The organism is Cytobacillus sp. C11.1 (assembly GCF_058145115.1).
In genome coordinates, this window is the sequence record NZ_CM176935.1 from 3,368,844 (window position 1) to 3,388,227 (window position 19,384).

Annotated in this window: 17 protein-coding genes and 1 pseudogene; 17 read left to right on the forward strand and 1 reads right to left on the reverse strand. The window is 43.3% G+C overall.

The genetic code is table 11. From position 1 onward, the window contains the following. Positions 1-17 precede the first annotated feature (17 nt). The 12 genes and pseudogenes from AC3ZVC_RS16725 to AC3ZVC_RS16780 all read left to right on the forward strand — a co-directional run bounded on the left by AC3ZVC_RS16725 (position 18) and on the right by AC3ZVC_RS16780 (position 12,269). On the forward strand, positions 18-791 hold the full coding sequence (locus AC3ZVC_RS16725) for an SDR family oxidoreductase (protein WP_490064337.1): 774 nt from the start codon (positions 18-20) through the stop codon (positions 789-791). 97 nt (positions 792-888) lie between these two features. Then, positions 889-2,502, forward strand: a complete 1,614-nt coding sequence (locus tag AC3ZVC_RS16730) for a long-chain-fatty-acid--CoA ligase (protein WP_490064338.1) — start codon at positions 889-891, stop codon at positions 2,500-2,502. Between the two features lie 51 nt (positions 2,503-2,553). After that, positions 2,554-3,117: a TetR/AcrR family transcriptional regulator gene (locus tag AC3ZVC_RS16735; protein WP_490064339.1), complete on the forward strand. Its 564-nt coding sequence runs from the start codon at positions 2,554-2,556 to the stop codon at positions 3,115-3,117. A 503-nt stretch (positions 3,118-3,620) separates the two neighbouring features. Then, a complete protein-coding gene (locus AC3ZVC_RS16740) occupies positions 3,621-4,505 on the forward strand; it encodes a 3-hydroxyacyl-CoA dehydrogenase family protein (protein ID WP_490064340.1) in 885 nt (294 codons plus the stop codon). A 12-nt stretch (positions 4,506-4,517) separates the two neighbouring features. Beyond that, a complete protein-coding gene (locus tag AC3ZVC_RS16745) occupies positions 4,518-4,919 on the forward strand; it encodes an acyl-CoA thioesterase (RefSeq protein WP_490064341.1) in 402 nt (133 codons plus the stop codon). 40 nt (positions 4,920-4,959) lie between these two features. Further along, positions 4,960-6,032: pseudogene (locus AC3ZVC_RS16750) on the forward strand (phosphotransferase family protein). Next, positions 6,019-6,819 (forward strand): 2-phosphosulfolactate phosphatase, encoded by an 801-nt coding sequence (locus AC3ZVC_RS16755; protein WP_490064342.1) that lies wholly within the window; start codon positions 6,019-6,021, stop codon positions 6,817-6,819. The pseudogene AC3ZVC_RS16750 and the gene AC3ZVC_RS16755 overlap by 14 nt, the downstream one beginning before the upstream one ends. After that, positions 6,794-8,569 carry an acyl-CoA dehydrogenase FadE gene (locus AC3ZVC_RS16760; RefSeq protein ID WP_490064344.1) on the forward strand — a complete coding sequence of 592 codons (1,776 nt, stop codon included), beginning with the start codon at positions 6,794-6,796 and terminating at the stop codon, positions 8,567-8,569. Before AC3ZVC_RS16755 ends, AC3ZVC_RS16760 begins: the two co-directional genes overlap by 26 nt. A gap of 241 nt (positions 8,570-8,810) precedes the next feature. Beyond that, the gene (locus AC3ZVC_RS16765; protein ID WP_490064345.1) at positions 8,811-9,788 is read left to right on the forward strand and encodes a quinone oxidoreductase family protein; all 978 of its coding nucleotides are present in this window, start codon (positions 8,811-8,813) and stop codon (positions 9,786-9,788) included. A gap of 115 nt (positions 9,789-9,903) precedes the next feature. Further along, positions 9,904-10,686, forward strand: a complete 783-nt coding sequence (locus AC3ZVC_RS16770) for an enoyl-CoA hydratase/isomerase family protein (protein WP_490064346.1) — start codon at positions 9,904-9,906, stop codon at positions 10,684-10,686. Positions 10,687-10,700: 14 nt separating this feature from the next. After that, positions 10,701-11,474: a class I SAM-dependent methyltransferase gene (locus AC3ZVC_RS16775; RefSeq protein ID WP_490064347.1), complete on the forward strand. Its 774-nt coding sequence runs from the start codon at positions 10,701-10,703 to the stop codon at positions 11,472-11,474. A 12-nt stretch (positions 11,475-11,486) separates the two neighbouring features. Continuing rightward, positions 11,487-12,269, forward strand: a complete 783-nt coding sequence (locus tag AC3ZVC_RS16780; protein ID WP_490064349.1) for an SDR family oxidoreductase — start codon at positions 11,487-11,489, stop codon at positions 12,267-12,269. 253 nt (positions 12,270-12,522) lie between these two features. Here AC3ZVC_RS16780 and AC3ZVC_RS16785 read toward each other — a convergent pair whose 3' ends face one another. Then, a complete protein-coding gene (locus AC3ZVC_RS16785) occupies positions 12,523-13,707 on the reverse strand; it encodes an MFS transporter (RefSeq protein WP_490064350.1) in 1,185 nt (394 codons plus the stop codon). 167 nt (positions 13,708-13,874) lie between these two features. Between AC3ZVC_RS16785 and AC3ZVC_RS16790 the strand changes: the two genes are divergently transcribed. The 5 genes from AC3ZVC_RS16790 to AC3ZVC_RS16810 all read left to right on the forward strand — a co-directional run bounded on the left by AC3ZVC_RS16790 (position 13,875) and on the right by AC3ZVC_RS16810 (position 19,328). After that, entirely contained in the window at positions 13,875-14,921 is a 1,047-nt protein-coding gene (locus tag AC3ZVC_RS16790; RefSeq protein ID WP_490064351.1) for a DmpA family aminopeptidase, read from the forward strand. A gap of 147 nt (positions 14,922-15,068) precedes the next feature. Then, entirely contained in the window at positions 15,069-15,260 is a 192-nt protein-coding gene (locus AC3ZVC_RS16795; RefSeq protein ID WP_214725888.1) for an IDEAL domain-containing protein, read from the forward strand. A gap of 749 nt (positions 15,261-16,009) precedes the next feature. Next, the gene (locus AC3ZVC_RS16800; RefSeq protein ID WP_490064352.1) at positions 16,010-16,840 is read left to right on the forward strand and encodes an ABC transporter ATP-binding protein; all 831 of its coding nucleotides are present in this window, start codon (positions 16,010-16,012) and stop codon (positions 16,838-16,840) included. Between the two features lie 23 nt (positions 16,841-16,863). Continuing rightward, complete coding sequence (gene larA / locus AC3ZVC_RS16805) at positions 16,864-18,138, forward strand: nickel-dependent lactate racemase (protein ID WP_490064353.1); 1,275 nt, start codon at positions 16,864-16,866, stop codon at positions 18,136-18,138. Between the two features lie 203 nt (positions 18,139-18,341). Next, the gene (locus AC3ZVC_RS16810; RefSeq protein ID WP_490064354.1) at positions 18,342-19,328 is read left to right on the forward strand and encodes a Gfo/Idh/MocA family protein; all 987 of its coding nucleotides are present in this window, start codon (positions 18,342-18,344) and stop codon (positions 19,326-19,328) included. Positions 19,329-19,384: the final 56 nt, after the last annotated feature.

Sequence of the window (19,384 nt, forward strand, 5' to 3'; positions counted from 1 at the left end):
AAGTGGAGGAACGAAATATGAAGGTCTTAGACTTATTTGATTTAACCGGAAAAACCGCACTCATTACCGGAGGAGGCCGCGGGCTTGGCGCACAAATTGCAGAAGGCTTTGCTGAAGCGGGCGCCAATCTAGTGCTTTGTTCCAGAAAGGTGGAAGCCTGCCAGGAGACAGCTGACCGTCTGGCAACTCTGGGTGTAAAAACACTGGCTCTGCCATGCGATATCAGCAATCCTGAAGATGTTTATAAAGTGGTTGAGAAGACCGTAAAACAATTCGGCTCCATTGATATTCTCGTCAATAACAGCGGGGCAACCTGGGGTGCTCCAGCCGAAGAGATGCCGCTTGAGGCCTGGCAGAAAGTGATCAGCGTAAATGTGACAGGAACCTTTTTAATGAGCCAGGCTGTTGGAAAGGTGATGATCGAGCAAAAATCAGGCAAGATCATCAATATTGCCTCTGTGGCCGGCCTCGGCGGAACAGACCCGAGAGTAATGGACACAATAGGCTATAACACAAGCAAAGGTGCAGTCATTACGATGACAAAGGATCTTGCAGTGAAATGGGGGCGCCATAATATAAACGTCAATGCGATTGCACCAGGCTTCTTCCCGACGAAAATGTCAAAAGCCATCATAGAGCACGGCAAAAATCCGATTTTGGACGCAACACCCCTTCGCAGGTTCGGATCTGATGATGACCTGAAGGGTGCCGCTCTTTTCCTGGCTTCCAATGCCTCAAACTATGTAACCGGCGATGTCCTGATTGTTGATGGCGGAACACATGCCATGTAAAAAGCAGAGGATATAGTAAGCTAAGTGAATTAAAAACTTCCAAGAAATGACTATAGAATGATTGGCCAAAAGTTTGGAAATTATGGAGGGATTTTTAATGAGTGAGAAAAAAGCCTGGCTTGCCCACTACCCTGAATCAATTGCAGCGCAAGTGAACATTCCAAGTAAATCAATGCCGGAGATGCTGCAGGATATCACAGCGATGTACCCGCAAAATAATGCTTTATCCTTTTATGGAAGGAAAGTCACTTACGGGGAGCTGCAGAAAGCGGTTTACGGCTTTGCTGCATCACTTCAAAAGAACGGGGTTCAGAAGGGTGACCGCGTCGCTATTATGCTTCCAAATTGTCCGCAATACGTGATTGCTTATTATGGCACCCTGGCTGCCGGCGCTATCGTTACCCAGGTAAACCCGATGCTGGTGGAGCGTGAAATCGAACATATCATGAATGATTCTGGAGCCGGAACCCTTGTGGTTTTTGATGCTTTATATCCGCGTGTAAAAAGGGTTCAAGGTGATACTAAGCTGAAGAATCTAATTGTTGTGAGCCTCCAGCCATCGGAAGCAGATTTTTCGCCAGATAAGAAATTTGATGCTTTTTTACAGGAAGGAAAAGGGCAATTCACACCGGTAAATATCGAACCTGAGCATGATATCGCTGTCCTTCAGTATACTGGCGGAACCACAGGCCGTTCAAAGGGCGCCATGCTTACCCACCGCAATATTTTGGCTAATGTCATTCAGTCGTATGAATTTTTTAAAGAAAGAACTAAGATCGGGCAGGAAAAATACTTAACCGTCATTCCTTTGTTTCATGTGTTCGGAATGACTGCCTGCATGAATTTTGCTATATATACAGCGAACGAATCGATTCTGCTGCCTCGTTTTGATCTGGAGGAAGTGTTAAATACAATCAAAAATGAACAGCCGACCGTTTTCCCGGGCGTGCCGACGATGTATGTGGCGATTACCAACCATCCTCGTGCAGAGGAATATGGCATTGACAGCATTGAAACGTGCAACAGCGGCAGTGCTCCAATGCCAATCGAGCTCCTGCGTGATTTCGAGCGGAAAACAGGTGCGAAAATTCTTGAAGGCTATGGTTTATCTGAAGCATCGCCTGTTACCCATTGCAACCCTCCTTTTTCAGAAAGAAAGCCGGGCAGCGTAGGAATCGGGTATCCATCAACAGAATATAAAGTAGTTGATTTGGCAACCGGGTCGAAAGAGGTGCCGGCCGGTGAATTAGGTGAGGTCATTATAAAAGGTCCGCAGATTATGAAGGGATACTGGAACATGCCGGAGGAAACAGCCAATACATTAAGAGACGGCTGGCTTTATACCGGGGATATTGCACGTATGGATGAGGACGGCTTCCTCTATATTGTTGATCGGAAAAAAGATCTCATCATTGCAAGCGGATATAATATTTATCCTCGTGATATTGAAGAGGTTTTATATGAACACCCTGCTGTCCAGGAGGCCGTTGTCATAGGTGTACCGGATGCTTACCGCGGTGAAACCGTAAAGGCAGTACTTGTTTTAAAAGCTGGTAAAACAGCGTCGGAAGAAGACATCATCTCCTACTGCAAACAGAACATGGCTACGTACAAGGTTCCGGCCGCAGTCGAGTTCCGCGATGAGCTTCCTAAGACCAATGTCGGGAAAATCCTGAGAAGGGCTTTACGTGAAGAGCTCCGGAAAAACTAGTATTTATGATATAATTCTGTCGATATTTTCTTACAGAAGCGGGGACTAACATTGAAAGAAAAAATTACTGAAAAGAGTATCCAGCTATTTGATCAAAAGGGCTTTAGCGAGACATCGATTCAGGATATTGTCGACAGCATCGGTGTGACGAAAGGTACGTTTTATTATTATTTTTCAAGCAAGGAAGAACTCCTGATGGATATTCACCTTCGCTATATTGATGATCTGCTCGCGAACCAGGAGGAAATTTTAAAGGATGAATCGCAGACCTGTAAAAATAAGCTTTTTGCGATTGTCCACATGCTGATCAGCAATATTAAAACACAGGGAGCCAGCGCGAAGGTGTTTTTCAGAGAGATGCGTAATCTCAGTGACGAAAGGCTATCGGAGATTATTCCTAAAAGGGATCAATTCAGGCTCAATATTGAAAAGCTGCTTGAAAAAGGCAAACAGAACGGCGAGTTTCGTGCTGATTTAAAAACCCCTATTGTCGCGTTTGGCATTTTAGGTATCGCGAATTGGAGTTACCAATGGTTCAATCCGGGAGGCAAGGTTTCTGATCGGGAAGTGGCAGAAATTTTTACGGAATTGATTCTAAAAGGGATTGAAATGTAAATATTTAGAGTTTTGGCGTCCCATAATTACATGCCGAAAAGGCGATATCCGCAAATTTTAGTATAACGGGTATAATCGCAAGGCTCTTTTCGTATAGATTGTTGTTTTTGGACTATAAAGCTTGCCTTTTGATTTCCGCTCCAGTCACTTGCTTTCCGCGGGGAGGAACGGGAGCCTCCTCGGCGTTTCACGCCTGCGGGGTCTCCCGCTCCCTCTCTTCCCGCAGGACATTGAATAAGCTTCCTCGACTAAGCACCGCACGAAGAAAATGCGAATGCATTTTCGAGGATCAAGTGCCTTCCACTCCAATCAACTCAGTAATTTTAAACTAGTTTGTAAGCAACAAACTTTGCGAAAACAGCCAATCGCAAAAACATGTTTTTATCCGCGAAATAGTAAATAAACCCGCGAATTGTGTCAGCAACCAAATATCCAGAGAGAGGATAAGCTCTTTCCTCTCTCAATCAAAACATACCAACTGGTCAGTATAAGGAGGAGAATGTATGAATGCAAACGATGTAAAGGAAATCACGGTTATCGGTTCCGGTCAAATGGGTCATCAAATCGGAATGCTATGTGCACTGGGCGGTTATGAAACGATTATTCAGGACGTAAATGTGACTGCATTGAAAGATGCTGAGTCCAAGTTTCATACCATTATGAATAAATGGGTTGCAAAAGGGAAGCTATCAGAAGACGGGAAGCAAGCCGCTTTTACCAAATTGCGTTTTTCACAAAGCCTCGAGGAAAGTGTGAAACATGCTGACTTGATCATTGAAGCTGTAACCGAAAAGCTAGATGTTAAAAAAGATGTGTTCAGCAAGCTTGAACAATTTGCCCCTTTACATGCCATTTTCGCGACCAACAGTTCTACGATTGTCAATAGTTTAATAGCAGATGTAACAAAACGTCCTGACAAAGTCGTTAACATGCATTTCTTTTTTCCGCCGCTTGTGATGGATTGTGTGGAAGTAGTTATGAGTGAGCAGACATCTGAAGAAACGGCACAGATTGCCATGGATATCTGCAAGCAAATTAACCGGACTGCCGTGCTGCTAAAAAAAGAGATTTCCGGGTTTGTTGCCAACCGGATTCTGGGAGCATTGCAGAAAGAGGCAGTAGCTTTATATGAACAGGGGATTGCTGATTATAAAGATATCGATATAATTTGCCGGAAAGCATTGAATCACCCGATTGGGCCTTTTGAGCTGATGGATTTGTCAGGGCTTGATGTTGCTTACTATGTCATGGATCAGCGTTACCGTGAGACAGGCGACCCGGCCGATAAACCATTCGCTTGTGTAGCGGAGAAAGTGGAGAAGGGCGAGCTTGGAAGGAAGACAGGCAAGGGCTGGTATGAATACAACACAAAAAAGGTGAAGAGTTAAGAGGGTGACTCCATGCATGAGCTGCAGGTAAACGTCCGGTTTGGCGAGACGGATGCACTTGGTCATATCAATCATACTAGTTATTTTATTTACCTCGAAGAAGCAAGGGTAAAGTATTTTGAAACGCTTGGCTACAGCATGGACGTGAAAAAATGGCATTTCATTCTCGCTTCAGCCAAATGCGATTTTTTAAGCCAGGGTTATTTTAATCAAATTCTTGCGATTAAAACTTGGGTATCAAGAATTGGGGGCAAAAGCTTTCAGCTGGATCATGAAATTGTCTGCTCCCAGACAAACGATGTGATTGCCAGGGGGCATGCGATTATCGTTTATTTCGATTTTGACAAACAGGAAAGTGCGATCATCCCGGATTTGCTCCGCGAAGGCTTAAGGCAGAATTTGATTGAATCCTAGATTAAGATAACTGAATCTTCATATAAAGAGGAGGAACAATATGCCGCGGCAAAAGAGCCATGATACTATCCCAATAAGAAAAGGCGAGCAATTAAACGAAGCAGCATTGGAAGGATATCTGCGGAATCACGTTGATGGCCTCCCAAGCGAGCCTTTAGAAATTCTCCAGTTTTCAGCAGGACATTCCAATTTAACGTACCAGTTAAAGATAGGAGAGTGGCAAGCGGTTCTGCGGAGGCCTCCGCTTGGACCGGTTGCTCCGAAAGCACATGATATGAAACGGGAATTTCGTGTCATTTCAGAAATTCACCCATTTTTCAAACAGGCGCCAAAACCGCTGCTGTTTTCTGATAATGAGGAGATAATAGGCAGCCCATTTTTTATTATGGAAAGGAAGCATGGTGTTGTATTGGATACTTCTTTTCCAGAAGGAATTACACCTGCAGAAGAAACATGCCGGCAGATATCGCAGACCATGGTCGATAAGCTGGCTAAGCTGCACTCGATTGACTACAAAGAAACCGCTTTAACCGAAATCAGCAATCCGAACGGGTTTATGGAAAGACAGGTGGATGGCTGGATTGGCCGCTACGAACGGGCGAAAACGGATGAAGTAAAGGAAGCAGAAGCGCTGAAAAAGTGGCTGACCTGCAATCTTCCTGTCAGCAGAGAACCAGCCATCATCCATTATGACTACAAACTGAACAATGCGATGTTCAGTGAGGATCGCAGAAAATGGTCGGGCTTTTTGATTGGGAGATGACGACCGTTGGCGACCCGCTGGCAGACCTTGGGGCAGCGATGAGCTATTGGATACAGGAGGATGATCCACACCTTCTGAAATTCGGACTGGGCAAACCGCCTGTTACAGTTCAAAAAGGGTTTTACACCCGCCAGGATTTTATTGAAGCATATGCTAGAAAAACAGGCCGGGATGTAAGCAATATGAACTTCTACTTAACCTTTGCCTATTTTAAGCTTGCTGTCATTTGCCAGCAAATCTATTTCCGTTATAAAAAAGGCCAGACAACCGATGCACGTTTTTCGCAATTTAACCAATTCGTGAAAGTACTTCTAAAGCATGGAGTACAGGTTGCGAATGAGAAAAACTAATATGAGAAAAGTGCATGTGATTTTAAAAAAAGAAGATATTTTGCAAGAAAAAATGAGAGAAGGCGCCAAAGTGGTGGTGGTGCTGGATGTGCTGCTGGCTACCACCACGATCACATCCGCCCTTGCAGATGGAGCCACTGAAGTCATTCCTGTAAGGGGTGTAACTGAAGGGCTGAATGTGGCTGCAGAGATGGATCCGGATACTTGCGTGCTGGCTGGGGAGAGACATGCCAGGCCAGTTGATGGGTTTGTATACCCGAGCCCAGGACATATACGAAGTGTAATAAAAGGCAAGAAGCTTGTGCTGTCGACAACCAATGGGACTGTTGCATTGCGAAAATCGGAGGGAGCAGAACAGGTTTATATAGGCTGCCTTTTAAATAATCCAGCCGTTGCCAAGACCATTAGAGAAGAGAGTAAAGACGAGACGATCATTGTCGTCTGTTCAGGTAATTCAGGAGAATTAAGTCTTGAAGACTTTTATGGTGCCGGCCATTTTCTTGACTGTTTAGTACAGAGGGATGAGTGGGTGCTGACAGACGCGGCAAAAGCCGCCCTTCATTTTTACCGTGGAGCACAGGGAAGTGCCTTTGAAATATTATCTGAGTCCCGTGTAGGGCAGTTATTTTATCTGCATGGATTTTTGGAAGAATTAAAGTTTGCTGCAGGAGCTGGAACGTCTTCCGTTATTCCAGTACTGAAAGATGGCAGAGTGGTGATCCATCAGCCTGCAACCACGCATAAAGGAGAGTGGCCTTTTTATGGAAAAAGTGAACACAGCCAATAACGGAGCCAGTTTTTTATTCTCCAAACTGGATCCCGAAACTCTTTTTACACCCGAGGAATTATCAGATGAGCATATCATGATCGGAAGAACGGCAAAGCAATTTGTTGATAAAAATGTCCTGCCAGAAAAAGAGCGGATCGAAAATCAGGACTTTGAGCTTGTTACGGATTTGCTTAGAAAAGCCGGAGATTTGGGCATGCTTGCCCATAGCATTCCTGAGGCATATGGCGGCCTTGGCCTTGATAAAATCAGCAAGGGAGTCGTAGGAGAAAACATTGCGTCTTCGGGCGGTTACGGGGTCGCTCATTCCAATCATACTTGTATTGCCACTTTGCCGATTACTTACTTTGGAACGCCTGAGCAAAAAGAAAAATATTTGCCGAAGCTAGCGTCAGGAGAGTATATCGGTGCTTATTGCCTGACTGAACCTAACGCCGGCTCTGACGCTCTATCCTCACAAACAACAGCTGTATTGAATAAGGAAGGCTCACACTACATTTTAAATGGCACAAAAATCTATATTACCAATGCCATTTTTTCAGATACCTTTATCGTTTATGCCAAAGTGGACGGCCAGCATTTTTCTACCTTTATCGTGGAGCGGAATACACCAGGATTATCTTTCGGTCCTGAGGAAAATAAAATGGGGATTAAAGGTTCTTCCACCAGATCAGTCATATTTGAAGATTCTCCGGTTCCTGCTGAAAACCTGCTGGGCGAAGTGGGAAAAGGACATGTGATTGCCCTAAATGTTTTGAATCTGGGACGTTTCAATTTAGGTTCAGCCTGTATGGGTGCATCAAAATCGGGTTTGAAAAAGGCCCTGCAATTTACGCAGGAGAGAAAACAATTCGGAAAGGCGATTGCTGATTTTCCAGCGACGAAGGAAAAGGTCGCTAAGATGGCAGCTCGAATCTATGCGGCCGAATCGCTTCAATACCGAACTGCCAGTTTGCTGGAAGACTCACTGGGAGATTTAAGCGATTCCTCTGATTTAAAGGTGATCGGAAAAAGGATGAGCGAATATGCTACAGAATGTGCCGTCTGTAAGGTGTTTGGTTCCGAAACGCTGGATTATGTGGCAGATGAAACGCTGCAGTTGCATGGCGGAGCCGGATTCATCAAGGAATACGGTGTTGAACAAATGTACCGCGACTCACGTATCAATCGGATCTTTGAAGGAACCAATGAGATTAATCGATTGCTGATCCCGACACATCTATTCAGAAAAGCAATGAAAGGCGAAATCAATCTTGCCACTAGGGTTGAGGAAGCGGTCATTCAGTTAAGCAAACCGGAAAAAGCCGGCGAAGCCATTGTTGAAAAAGAAAAAGCAGCCATCGACACGATGAGGAACTTATTCTTATTAAACGCCGGACTCGCATATGAAGCATTCGGCAGCTCCCTCGTTCATGAACAGGAAACATTAATGAAGCTCGCCGACCTGGCAATTGCGCTCTTTGCTGCAGAATCGGCTGTCTACCGGACTTTTAAAGCTATTCAGAAAAATGGTGAAGAGAAAGAAGAATTGAAGATTCACTTAACAAGGACCTTTCTGGATGGCGCCATCTGGGATACAGAACGCCTTTCCCGCCAGCTGGTCACAGAACTGGCGTCTGAGGACAAGAGAGACCAGCTGCTGGGCTTGGTTATTCGCGAATGCAGCCGATTTGGCTCTTTTGGTAAGGGAATTGCAAGAAATAGAAGCATTGCTGAGAAGCTTTACGACCGTGCGGAGTATATTTGCTAGGTTTCCATTGGGAAATCGTTATCGAAATACAGTTGTATAGAGGTTAAATCTATTTATAAGCGAAATTTTTGAAGTAACTAGGAAAATATCGATCTAACTGCGAAAAATTCATGTTATCCGTAAAAAAATAATATATTCGCGAAATTCCTGTTATATCTGCGAAAAAATGAATATATTTGCGAAATTCCTGTTTTATTCGTGAAACTGTTTACGGAGCCATTAATAAAAGGAGTGTTCAATAATGAAAGCCATTCAGCTAAAAGAATACGGAGGACCGGAAGTTCTTAACGTAATAGAAAAAGAGAAACCAATACCAACAGGGCATGAAGTTTTAATTGAGGTCCATGCAATTGGCGTGAATTATGCCGATACAGCCAGAAGGGAAGGGCAATATGTAGTTCCGACTCCGCTGCCTTTTATACCGGGAGCCGAAGTGGCAGGCATAGTCGCAGCCGCTGGTGAAAAAGCGAGCATCACACCAGGAACAAGAGTGGTTACGTTAATCGAATCCGGTGGTTATTCTGAATATGTGACAGCGGATGAAAGAGGGCTGATTCCGCTGCCGGAAGGTTTGGATTTCAAGCTTGCCGCTGCACTTCCCTTGCAGGGCTTGAGTGCGTATCATATTTTAAAAACGATGGGCAGGCTTGAAAAAGGGGAAAGCCTTCTTGTCCATGCAGCAGCAGGCGGTGTGGGGACAATAGCGGTCCAGCTTGCCAAACTGTTTGGGGCAGGTAAAGTAATTGCCACTGCCAGCTCAGATGAGAAGCTAAAGCTTGCAAAAGAGATGGGGGCAGATGTGCTTGTTAACTATACGAAAGATGGCTGGGAAAACGAAGTTCTCGAAGCCACTGGCGGAAGAGGTGTCAATGTTGCACTCGAAATGGCCGGAGGAGAGATTTTTAATAAAACAGTAAAGTGCCTTGCGACTTTTGGCCGTCTTGTCATTTATGGGGTAGCAAGCGGAGAGCAAAGCAGATTTTATCCATCATCCTTAATGGCAAGAAACCAGTCTGTTATCGGCTTTTTCCTTCCGCAAATAATGAGAAAGCCTGAACTTCTGCAGCCTAGCATGAAAGAATTGATGACGTTTGTGGCTGAAGGGAAACTAAAGCTTACAATCGGAGAAGTTCACCCTTTGGAGGATGCCGCAAAGGTTCACACACTCATGCAGTCCCGAAAAACAAAGGGAAAATTAATCCTGGAACCGACAAGATAATAGGATGCCTGCCATATACAAATGGCGGGCTTATTTTATTTTTCCAATAAAACATACAGGAATACAGGCGTATTAAATAGAATTTATTAGGAGCATTTATTGAGGAGGATAGAAATTGGAAAATAAAAATGTGCTTTTAACCATCGAAAATAACGTTGGGATTGTGACATTAAACCGTCCGCATGCAGGCAATGGCATTGATTTGCAGCTTGCAAAGGAACTGATGGACACGGCTATTATCTGTTCTGAAAAAGAGGAGATACGGACAGTTGTCATAACAGGTTCAGGAAATAAGTTTTCTGTCGGCGGCGATTTGAAGAGCTTTTCAAGTGAAGGGGAGGAGATGCCCGCTCATTTAAAAATGGTAACCGCTTATTTGCATGGGGCTGTCTCGCATTTTGCCAGAATGAACAAGCCTTTTATAGGAGCGGTAAATGGTGTGGCTGCTGGTGCAGGGATGAGCCTCGCGCTTTCCTGCGATCTTGTTTATGCGGCTGAAGGTTCAAAATTTGTAATGGCTTATAATAAAATCGGATTAACTCCCGATGGCTCAGGCAGCTACTTTTTACCGAGAGCAGTTGGCATGAAGCGGGCACTTGAACTGATGTATACAAACCGAATGTTAAATGCGAAAGAAGCTGAAGAGTGGGGGATTGTCAATCAAGTCCTTCCTGAAGCAGAACTGATGCCGGCTGTCATCAACCTGGCTGAAAATCTCGCAAAAGGGCCAATGAATGCCTTTAGAGCTACTAAAAAGCTATTCTATCATTCTTTGCAGGAAACGCTTGAATCCCAAATGGCCATGGAAACTGAATTCCTTGCGGACAGGGCGAAGAGTCCGGAAGGCAAGGAGGGAATTTCAGCTTTTTTGGAGAAAAGAGAAGCGGAGTTCAAATAGCTGAGGTGAGTCTGTTGGAGAAGGAAGAAATAAAGCAAAAGGTCATTGATACTTTTGGAAAAAACGCTGAAAAGTATGTTCAAAGCAAGATACATGCCGATGCAAGCGAACTGAACCAGCTTGTGCAAACGCTGAAACCACACAAAAATTGGGTGGTTCTTGATATCGCAACAGGTGGCGGACATGTTGCAAAGAGCCTGTCTCCTCATACAGCACAAGTTTTTGCAACAGATTTAACAAAAGGCATGTTAGCAAACACAGCCCGGCATTTAAAGGATTTTAAAAATATCTGGTACGTGGTGGCTGATGCTGAGGCTTTGCCTTTTCTGGATGGTTCCTTTGATGCTGTCACCTGCAGGATCGCACCGCATCACTTTCCAAATCCGGAAAAATTCATTAAAGAAACGGAAAGGGTATTAAAGCCCGGCGGACATTTTCTCCTGATTGATAACGTCGCTCCTGAAGAAAAAGAACTCGCTGATTTCATAAACACGGTGGAGAAGCTACGGGATGATAGTCATTTCAAATGCCTTTCGATCAAAGAATGGAGAACATTATTTACGTATTCAGGGTTACAGGAAACATGCTCAAAAGGCAGAAAGAAAACATACGAATTTCCAACATGGGTGAGGAGGACAACTGAGAGCAATGAGCAAATAAAAGCTGTGGAAGACTTCATTTTACAAGCAAAACAACATGCCCATGATTATTTTAATGTCACACTAAAAGATGGCCAGGTTCAATCATTAATTGTTGATGAATGGATGGCTCTCTGTAAAAAAAATTAGGAGGAACGAAAAATGGATCTTAATCTTAAAAATAAAAACGCCCTAGTCATCGCTTCAAGTCAGGGCCTTGGAAAAGCAGTGGCGGCTCAATTGGCAAAAGAAGGTGCCAGGGTGATGATTACAAGCCGTGATGAAGAAAAAATGCAGTCCGTTCAAACAGAATTCAGTGAAAATGGTATTGAGGTTGAATATTTTAGAGCGGATATCACCAATCCGGAAGATATTAAACAGCTAATCAAGCATACAAGTGAAACACTTGGGGGAATTGACATTCTTGTCAATAACGCAGGCGGCCCTCCTGGCGGTACATTCGAAACCTTTACAGACGAAGACTGGGAAAAAGCTTTTCAATTGAATTTGCTGAGTTATGTGAGACTAATTCGTGAAGCCCTCCCTGAATTAAAGAAAAATGGCGGCAGAATTATTAATATTGCTTCTTCATCCATTAAGCAGCCGATCCCAGGTCTTCTATTATCCAATACATTCCGTTTAGGAATCGTTGGTATGACCAAAACATTGTCAGAAGAACTGGCGCCATATAATATTCTAATCAATACTGTAGCTCCAGGACGCATTGCCACAGACCGGGTGGATTATCTGGACCAGCACAATGCCGATAAACAGAACGTCTCCAAGGAAGAAATTGTTGAACGAGCAAAAAGCATGATTCCATTGCGCAGATACGGAACACCGGAAGAGTTTGCAAATGTGGTTACCTTCCTTGCATCTGATGCGAGCAGTTATGTTACCGGAAGCTCCATACTTGTGGATGGCGGTATGGTGAAGGCATTATAAGCTTTTACAAAAGGCTGTGTTAATGCTTATTGTTGATTTTGTGGAAGGCGAGAGACCTCGAAATTGCATTCGCATTTCCTTCGTGCGGTGGTGATTCAACCTCCAGCCAGAGGAGCGTGTCAAAGGGAGACCCCGGATGCGCAAATCTGCTTCGTTCGCCTGCTGGCCCGCTGAGGATCAGGGGCGGAAATCAACATAATGAGGCCTTACATAAAAAAAGACGATTTCCTTGAGAAAGGAAATCGTCTTTTTTTTAGCCCCGTTTTGTTACAAGAATGCCTATATAAAGAAGGATTGAAATGAAAACCGATCCTCCTGCTGCCAGGTAAATGGTACTGTAGCCAAATAGGTGAGCAATTTGTCCGAAAACAATCGCACCAATCCCTACACCAAGATCAAAAAAGGAGAAAAACGTTGCATTTGCCATGCCCCGGCGATTGGCAGGAGCCTCTTTTACTGACCATGCCTGCAGTGCGGGCTGGACGGAGCCGAAACCGAGACCATAGAGGATGGCCGCTGAGTACATAACATTGCTGTTCGGAAGCCAGGCCAGCAATATCATTGCTATTAAAATTAAAACAGCGCCAGGGATAAATACTGCCTGATGTCCTCTTTGGTCATATAATCTCCCAGCAAATGTCCGGGAAATCATTAGTGCAATGGCAAATAAAAGGAAGTACCAGTGTATTCCGCCTATTCCCTTTTGAGCCGAATAAATCGGCAGAAAAGAAGCGATACCCCCAAAAGAAACAGTGATAAAAAATAAGAGAAGCGATGGTTTTAAAGCACCCTTTTCATAAATATCCCATCTTTTCATGGGTACAGCCTGCTTTTCAACTTGTTTATATTGAATTCTAGAAGATAGCAAAAGGGCCGCCATTCCCAGGAGTGCACAAAATAAGAATAAGAGCTTAAAAGAAATAATCCCAGTTAAAGCAAGTCCCAGGGTTGGTCCGAAGGCAAGGGCAATATTTCCGGAAAGTCCAAAATAGCCCATGCCTTCCCCGCGCCGTTTAGCAGGGATCAAATCAGTGGCAATTGTGCCTGAGGCAGTTGTGGAGAAACCCCAGCCAAAGCCCTGGACAACCCTTAAAAGAAATAGAAAAATCAAGCTGTTCACAAACCCGAAAGAGCCTACCGACACAACGAAAATAGCCAAACCAATTAAATAGACAAAACGTCTGCCCTTTGACTCAAGGGCATGACCTGCGTAAGGACGCAAAAGAAGGGCAGAAAAAGTAAAAATTCCTACCACGAAACCAATTAGCTGGTCATTTCCGCCCAATTCCTCAACGAACAGGGGGATAGTTGGTAGTGTCATTTGAAATCCGAGAAAAATAAAGAAATTGGACATTAGAATCAGGACGAAATCCCGTGACCATATTTTTTCGGAGCCCGCATTTTGCTTGCGAGCCTCTTTTGCTATAGACTGACTCATAATAAGAATCCTCCCAAAATCTCTGTAAAGCATAATAAAGTAATTAGGAAACCTAAATATCCACCTATTATAAAGGAAAACATATGGAAATTCTAATTTTTGGATCTCTTTAAATAAAATACCCAGGTATTCGGGTTTGAATCAATCATTTAGTTTGGAGGATACATATGAAAATAAGAGAAAGAGGAATTAAAATAGGAAGACTGCTGCCAGGGAGGAAGAATTGCATTACAGATATTGATGGAGTCCGAGTAGGACATCTCACCTTGGATAATCCCCTCCAGAGAGAAGGCGAATATGCCTGCACAGGAGTGACCGCGATTTTGCCGCATGGCGGAAATCTTTTTCATGAAAAAATCCCTGCAGCCTGCTATGTCCTAAATGGCTTTGGCAAAACAACAGGTCTTGTGCAGATAGAAGAATTAGGTCTGCTTGAATCACCCATTATGCTGACCAATACATTTGGCGTTCCGGCTGTCATTCAAGGTACTTTGCAGTATATGCTTAAAAACACTCCCGAAATTGGGGATACAACCGGAACCATCAATATAGTCGTTGGAGAATGCAATGACGGGTATTTAAATTCCATAAGGGAATTCCCTGTTAAACCAGAGCACGCCATTGAAGCTATCGAAAATGCCAAAGAGGACAGGGCTGAAGAAGGGGCAGTGGGCGCTGGCAAAGGAATGATCTGCTTTGGTTATAAAGGTGGCGTAGGAACAGCCTCCCGCGTCATAAGCGAGGGGGAAAAATCGGCAGAATTCTTAATCGGGTGCCTGGTAGTCTCCAATTTTGGCAATAAAGACGAATTCCAATTCAGTAAATATGGGCTGTCTCCAGAGAAAATAAAAAAGGTTAATGAAACGCCGGATGGATCCATCATGATCGTCCTGGCAACAAATGCCCCGGTCAGTGACAGACAGCTAAAAAGACTGGCAAAAAGATGCGGAATCGGCCTAGGCCGGACGGGAAGCCACTTCAGCAACGGCAGCGGCGACATTGTCATTGCCTTTTCAACCGCCAATAAAGTCTCCCATCAAAGCAAAGAAATGATCGAAACTGCTGAATTCATCAGAGACGACCATCCCATTATGAACCAGCTTTTTCAAGGAGCAGCTGAAGCAGCCGAAGAAGCCATTCTCAATTCGCTATCCCAGGCGAAGACAACGAAAGGGCGGAAAGGCAGGGTGGCTGAAGGGATGTTTACCCATTAATTGCTAACCTTTTGTTTAAACATCGCCTTGACCGGGTACATTGAAGATACAAGATTAGCAGCTGCTAAATAATTTCCAGAAAATAATGGTTTGAATTATCAGAAAACTTTTGTTATAATAGAAAAAAGGTCAAGGGGTTGATTTCAAATGGAAAAACGTCTACTTAACTCGCCGCAACAGTCTGAGGAAAATGTGTCACAGTTAGCAGAACAGGTCCTAAATCAAGCTCTTATGGAATACCGCAAAGAGAAGCTTCGCGAAAAAATTGATGAAGCTCTCACGAACCGAAACAAGGATGAATTTATCCGCCTAACAGATGAATTAAAAAAGATTTCGTAATTAGCCGAATATTGAATGTGTAAAAAGGCAGCCTGTTCCAAAGAACGGGGCTGCCTTTTGTTGTTTTAGGAAAATGATTAAAACCATTTAAAAAGTAAGCTTCTTGGTGTTCATATTTCCGTTGGATTGAAGCATTTCGTCTTCAAAAGAGCTCTATGACGACCATTTATCCGCTGCATCGAAAGATTTCGTCTTCATGAAGGCACTATGACGACCATTTATCCTCTGCATCGAAAGATTTCGTCTTCATGAAGGCACTATGGCGACCATATTTCCCTTGGATTGATGGATTTCGTCTTCATGAAGGCGCTATGACGACCATTTATCTGCTCCATTGAAAGATTTCGTCTTCATAAGGGCGCTATGACGACCATTTATCCACTGCATAGAAAGATTTCGTCTTCATGAAGGCGCTATGACGACCATTTATCCACTGCATAGAAAGATTTCGTCTTCATCAATGGCGACCATATATCTAATCATCCGAATTATTTCGCCTTCGAATCTAACACTAATACTTCTTATCCATCATCTAACTCACAGGAATAGAATTTGATTTATCATACGGTAAGCCCTGCCAGATTCTGTGTGAAAAACAAGGCAGAAGAAAAAGAATGAGCTAAAACACAGGATTTCATGGCAATCATATGGAATCAATTAATAGTGTTTTCATATTTTTATCTATCATTTTTAAACAACTAGTTTGGTAATAATAGTTAACTTTATGAAGATCAGAAGGAGTGATGACCATGAATCAAGCAGATTCCAGCCATGTTATCTGCTTAAATAACATTAGCTGGAAAAGGAACGGCAAAGATATTTTACATAATGTTTCCTGGGAAGTGGAGAAGGGACAGCATTGGGCAGTTCTTGGTTTGAATGGATCGGGGAAAACCACTCTGCTTAAGATGATTACTGGATATGAGTGGCCAAATGGAGGGCAGGTATCCGTGTTAGGGTATCTTTACGGGAAAACAAATATTCCTGAATTGAGAAGGTCCATAGGATGGGTAAGCACTTCTTTGGATGACAAATTTCAGTTCCGCCCTTCCGATACAGCCCTTGAGATTGTCTTGAGCGGCAAATTTGCTTCTATTGGTTTGTATGAGGACATTACGCAAAAGGATTTAGACCAAGCCATTGAATTAATGAAGAGGTTTAATATCCGCCATGTGGAAAATCAAACACTGGCGTCCCTCTCGCAGGGTGAAAAAAGAAAAGCCATGATTGCCAGAGCTTTAATGGCATCCCCGAAATTATTGATTTTGGATGAACCTTGCAATGGCTTGGATATCTACTCCAAGGAAGAATTATTATCTTCGATTGAGAAGATGATGACACAGTCAGATGGTCCCACAGTTCTTTATGTAACCCATCATATTGAGGAAATTGTCCCTTCTATCTCACATGCGCTTTTGCTGAAGGAAGGAAAAGTGATTGCCCAGGGAAGCAAAAGGGCAACTGTGACAGAACCATTGCTGGCAGAGACCTTTAAAGTACCTGTTTCTTTGGAATGGGGAAATGGACGGCCATGGATACGCGTCAAATCGCAGCAAGAAACGATGAAAGCAGGCACATGAAAAAATTGAAGGAGGAAAGACCATTGAGAGTAAAAGTGGCATACGGAAAGGAAGGGCTGTACGTCAACCTTCCTGACAACACAGCGGTGATTGAACCAGTACATATTCCCGGATTGGCAAATGAAAAGGAAAAAGCCTTTGCGGCCATGCGAAATCCGATAGGAACCGGACCATTAAAAGAAATGGTTAAAGCAACAGATAAAGTCTCCATTGTCATTAGTGATTTGACCAGGCCAACACCTAATCACAAGCTTGTACCCTGGATTTTGGAGGAATTAAACCACGTCCCAAAAGAACAGCTTGTCATTATCAACGGCACCGGGAGCCACCGGGATAATACCCGGGAGGAGCTCATCCAAATGCTCGGCGAAGAGGTGGTAAATAGCATCCGCATTATTAATAACAATGCTTTTGACAAAAGTACTCAAAGCTATTTGGGGACTACTTCATATGGTGCAGAGGTTTATTTGAATAAGGAGTATTGTGAAAGTGATATTAAAATTGTCACAGGATTTATCGAACCGCATTTTTTTGCCGGATTTAGCGGAGGGCCAAAGGGGATCATGCCAGGCATAGCCGGAATTGATACTATTATGCATTTTCACAATGCGAGAATGATTGGCGATCAAAACAGCACCTGGGGAAAAATTGAGGGGAATCCTGTACAAGGTGAAGCAACAGAAGCCGCCTTAATGGCCAAACCGGATTTCATGTTGAATGTAACTTTAAATGGTGATAAGGAAATTACAAATTACTTTGCAGGAGATGTCATCAAAGCACATCGGGCAGGCTGTGAATATGTCAGGGAACATTCGATGGCGGCTTGTGAAGAAGCATTCGATATTGTGATCACCAGTAATAGCGGCTACCCTTTGGATCAAAATTTATACCAGGCTGTAAAAGGAATGAGCGCGGCTCAAAAGATCGTGAGAAAGGGGGGCGCCATTATTTGTGCGGCAGAGTGCAGTGATGGACTTCCCAACCATGGCAACTATGCTGAAATTTTAAAAATGAAACCAACACCTCAAGAGATTTTAGAAATGATCGATAATCCTGAGTTTTCCATTTTTGATCAATGGCAGGTACAAAAACAGGCGCTTATTCAAGTGTGGGCAGATGTCTACGTGTATTCCACCCTTTCAAATGGTGACATTGAAAATGCCATGTTCCTGCCGACGGACTCCATCGAAAAAACAGTTGAAGACCTTATAGAAAAAAACGGAGAAAATACAAGGATTGCTGTCCTTCCACTTGGGCCATTGACGATTCCTTATATAAAAGATGCAGTAAAGAGCTAAGAAATCATGAAAATTATATCTGACACTTTTTACATTCATAACACTGGATGTCCCACGCCTTCTGCTCCAATCAAAGGGCTGCCAAAATCATCAATGAGCTTCAACACAGCCTATTTTTAAAAATGATAATGGTTGCTTTTTACTGAAATCTCCTTCATCATTAAAAAATAATATTTTTACATAAGAAAACGGAGGAAATTATTTTGGTTCGTTTCGGCGTTGTAGGCACCAATTGGATTACAGAAGCATTTTTAAAAGCAGCAGATCAGATAGAAGATTTTCAATTATCTGCTGTATATTCGCGTACAGAAGAAAAGGCAAAAGAATTTGCCGGTAAATATGGTGTAAATAAAATTTATACGGATTTAGAAGCAATGGCATGCAGCGGTGATATAGATGCCGTCTATATTGCGAGTCCAAACTCCTTGCATGCAGAGCAGGCGGTCATTTTCATGGAGCATAAGGTCCATGTATTATGCGAAAAGCCAATTGCATCTAATACTAAGGAACTTCAAAGAATGATTAATTCGGCCAAAGAAAATAATGTCCTGCTAATGGAGGCGCTTAAGTCTACCTTCCTGCCAAACTTTAAGGCAGTCCAGGAGAATTTACATAAAATTGGCCAAGTCCGCAGATATTTCGCTAGTTATTGTCAATACTCTTCCCGCTATGATGCATACAGGCAGGGTACAGTGTTAAATGCATTTGACCCTAAATTTTCAAATGGCTCGCTAATGGACATTGGCATATACTGCGTTTACCCGCTTGTCGCGCTTTTCGGAAAACCGGAAGAGGTAAAGGCAACAGGCTATATGCTCGAAACGGGTGTTGACGGAGAAGGAAGCATTGTCCTGAAATATCCAGACAAAGATGCTGTAATAATATACAGCAAAATAGCCAATTCAAATCTGCCATCAGAAATCCAAGGTGAAGATGGCAACATCTTTATAGATAAAATAAATACTCCTGAGAAGGTTGAAATCCATTATCGCAACGGTGATCGAGAAGATCTGACTAAGGAGCAAATGAGCGACAGCATGTATTACGAAGCAAAAGAATTTATCGATTTGATTAAGTCCGGAAAGACTGAATCTAATATAAATTCTTTTGCCAACTCGATGATTGCCATGGAGATTACAGAGGAAGCCCGCAGGCAAATTGGTGTTGTATATCCGGCTGATCAAAAATAAGAGTAAAAGACCAAGCATAAATTGTTTGGTCTTTTTTTATGTAGACCTTATTACAC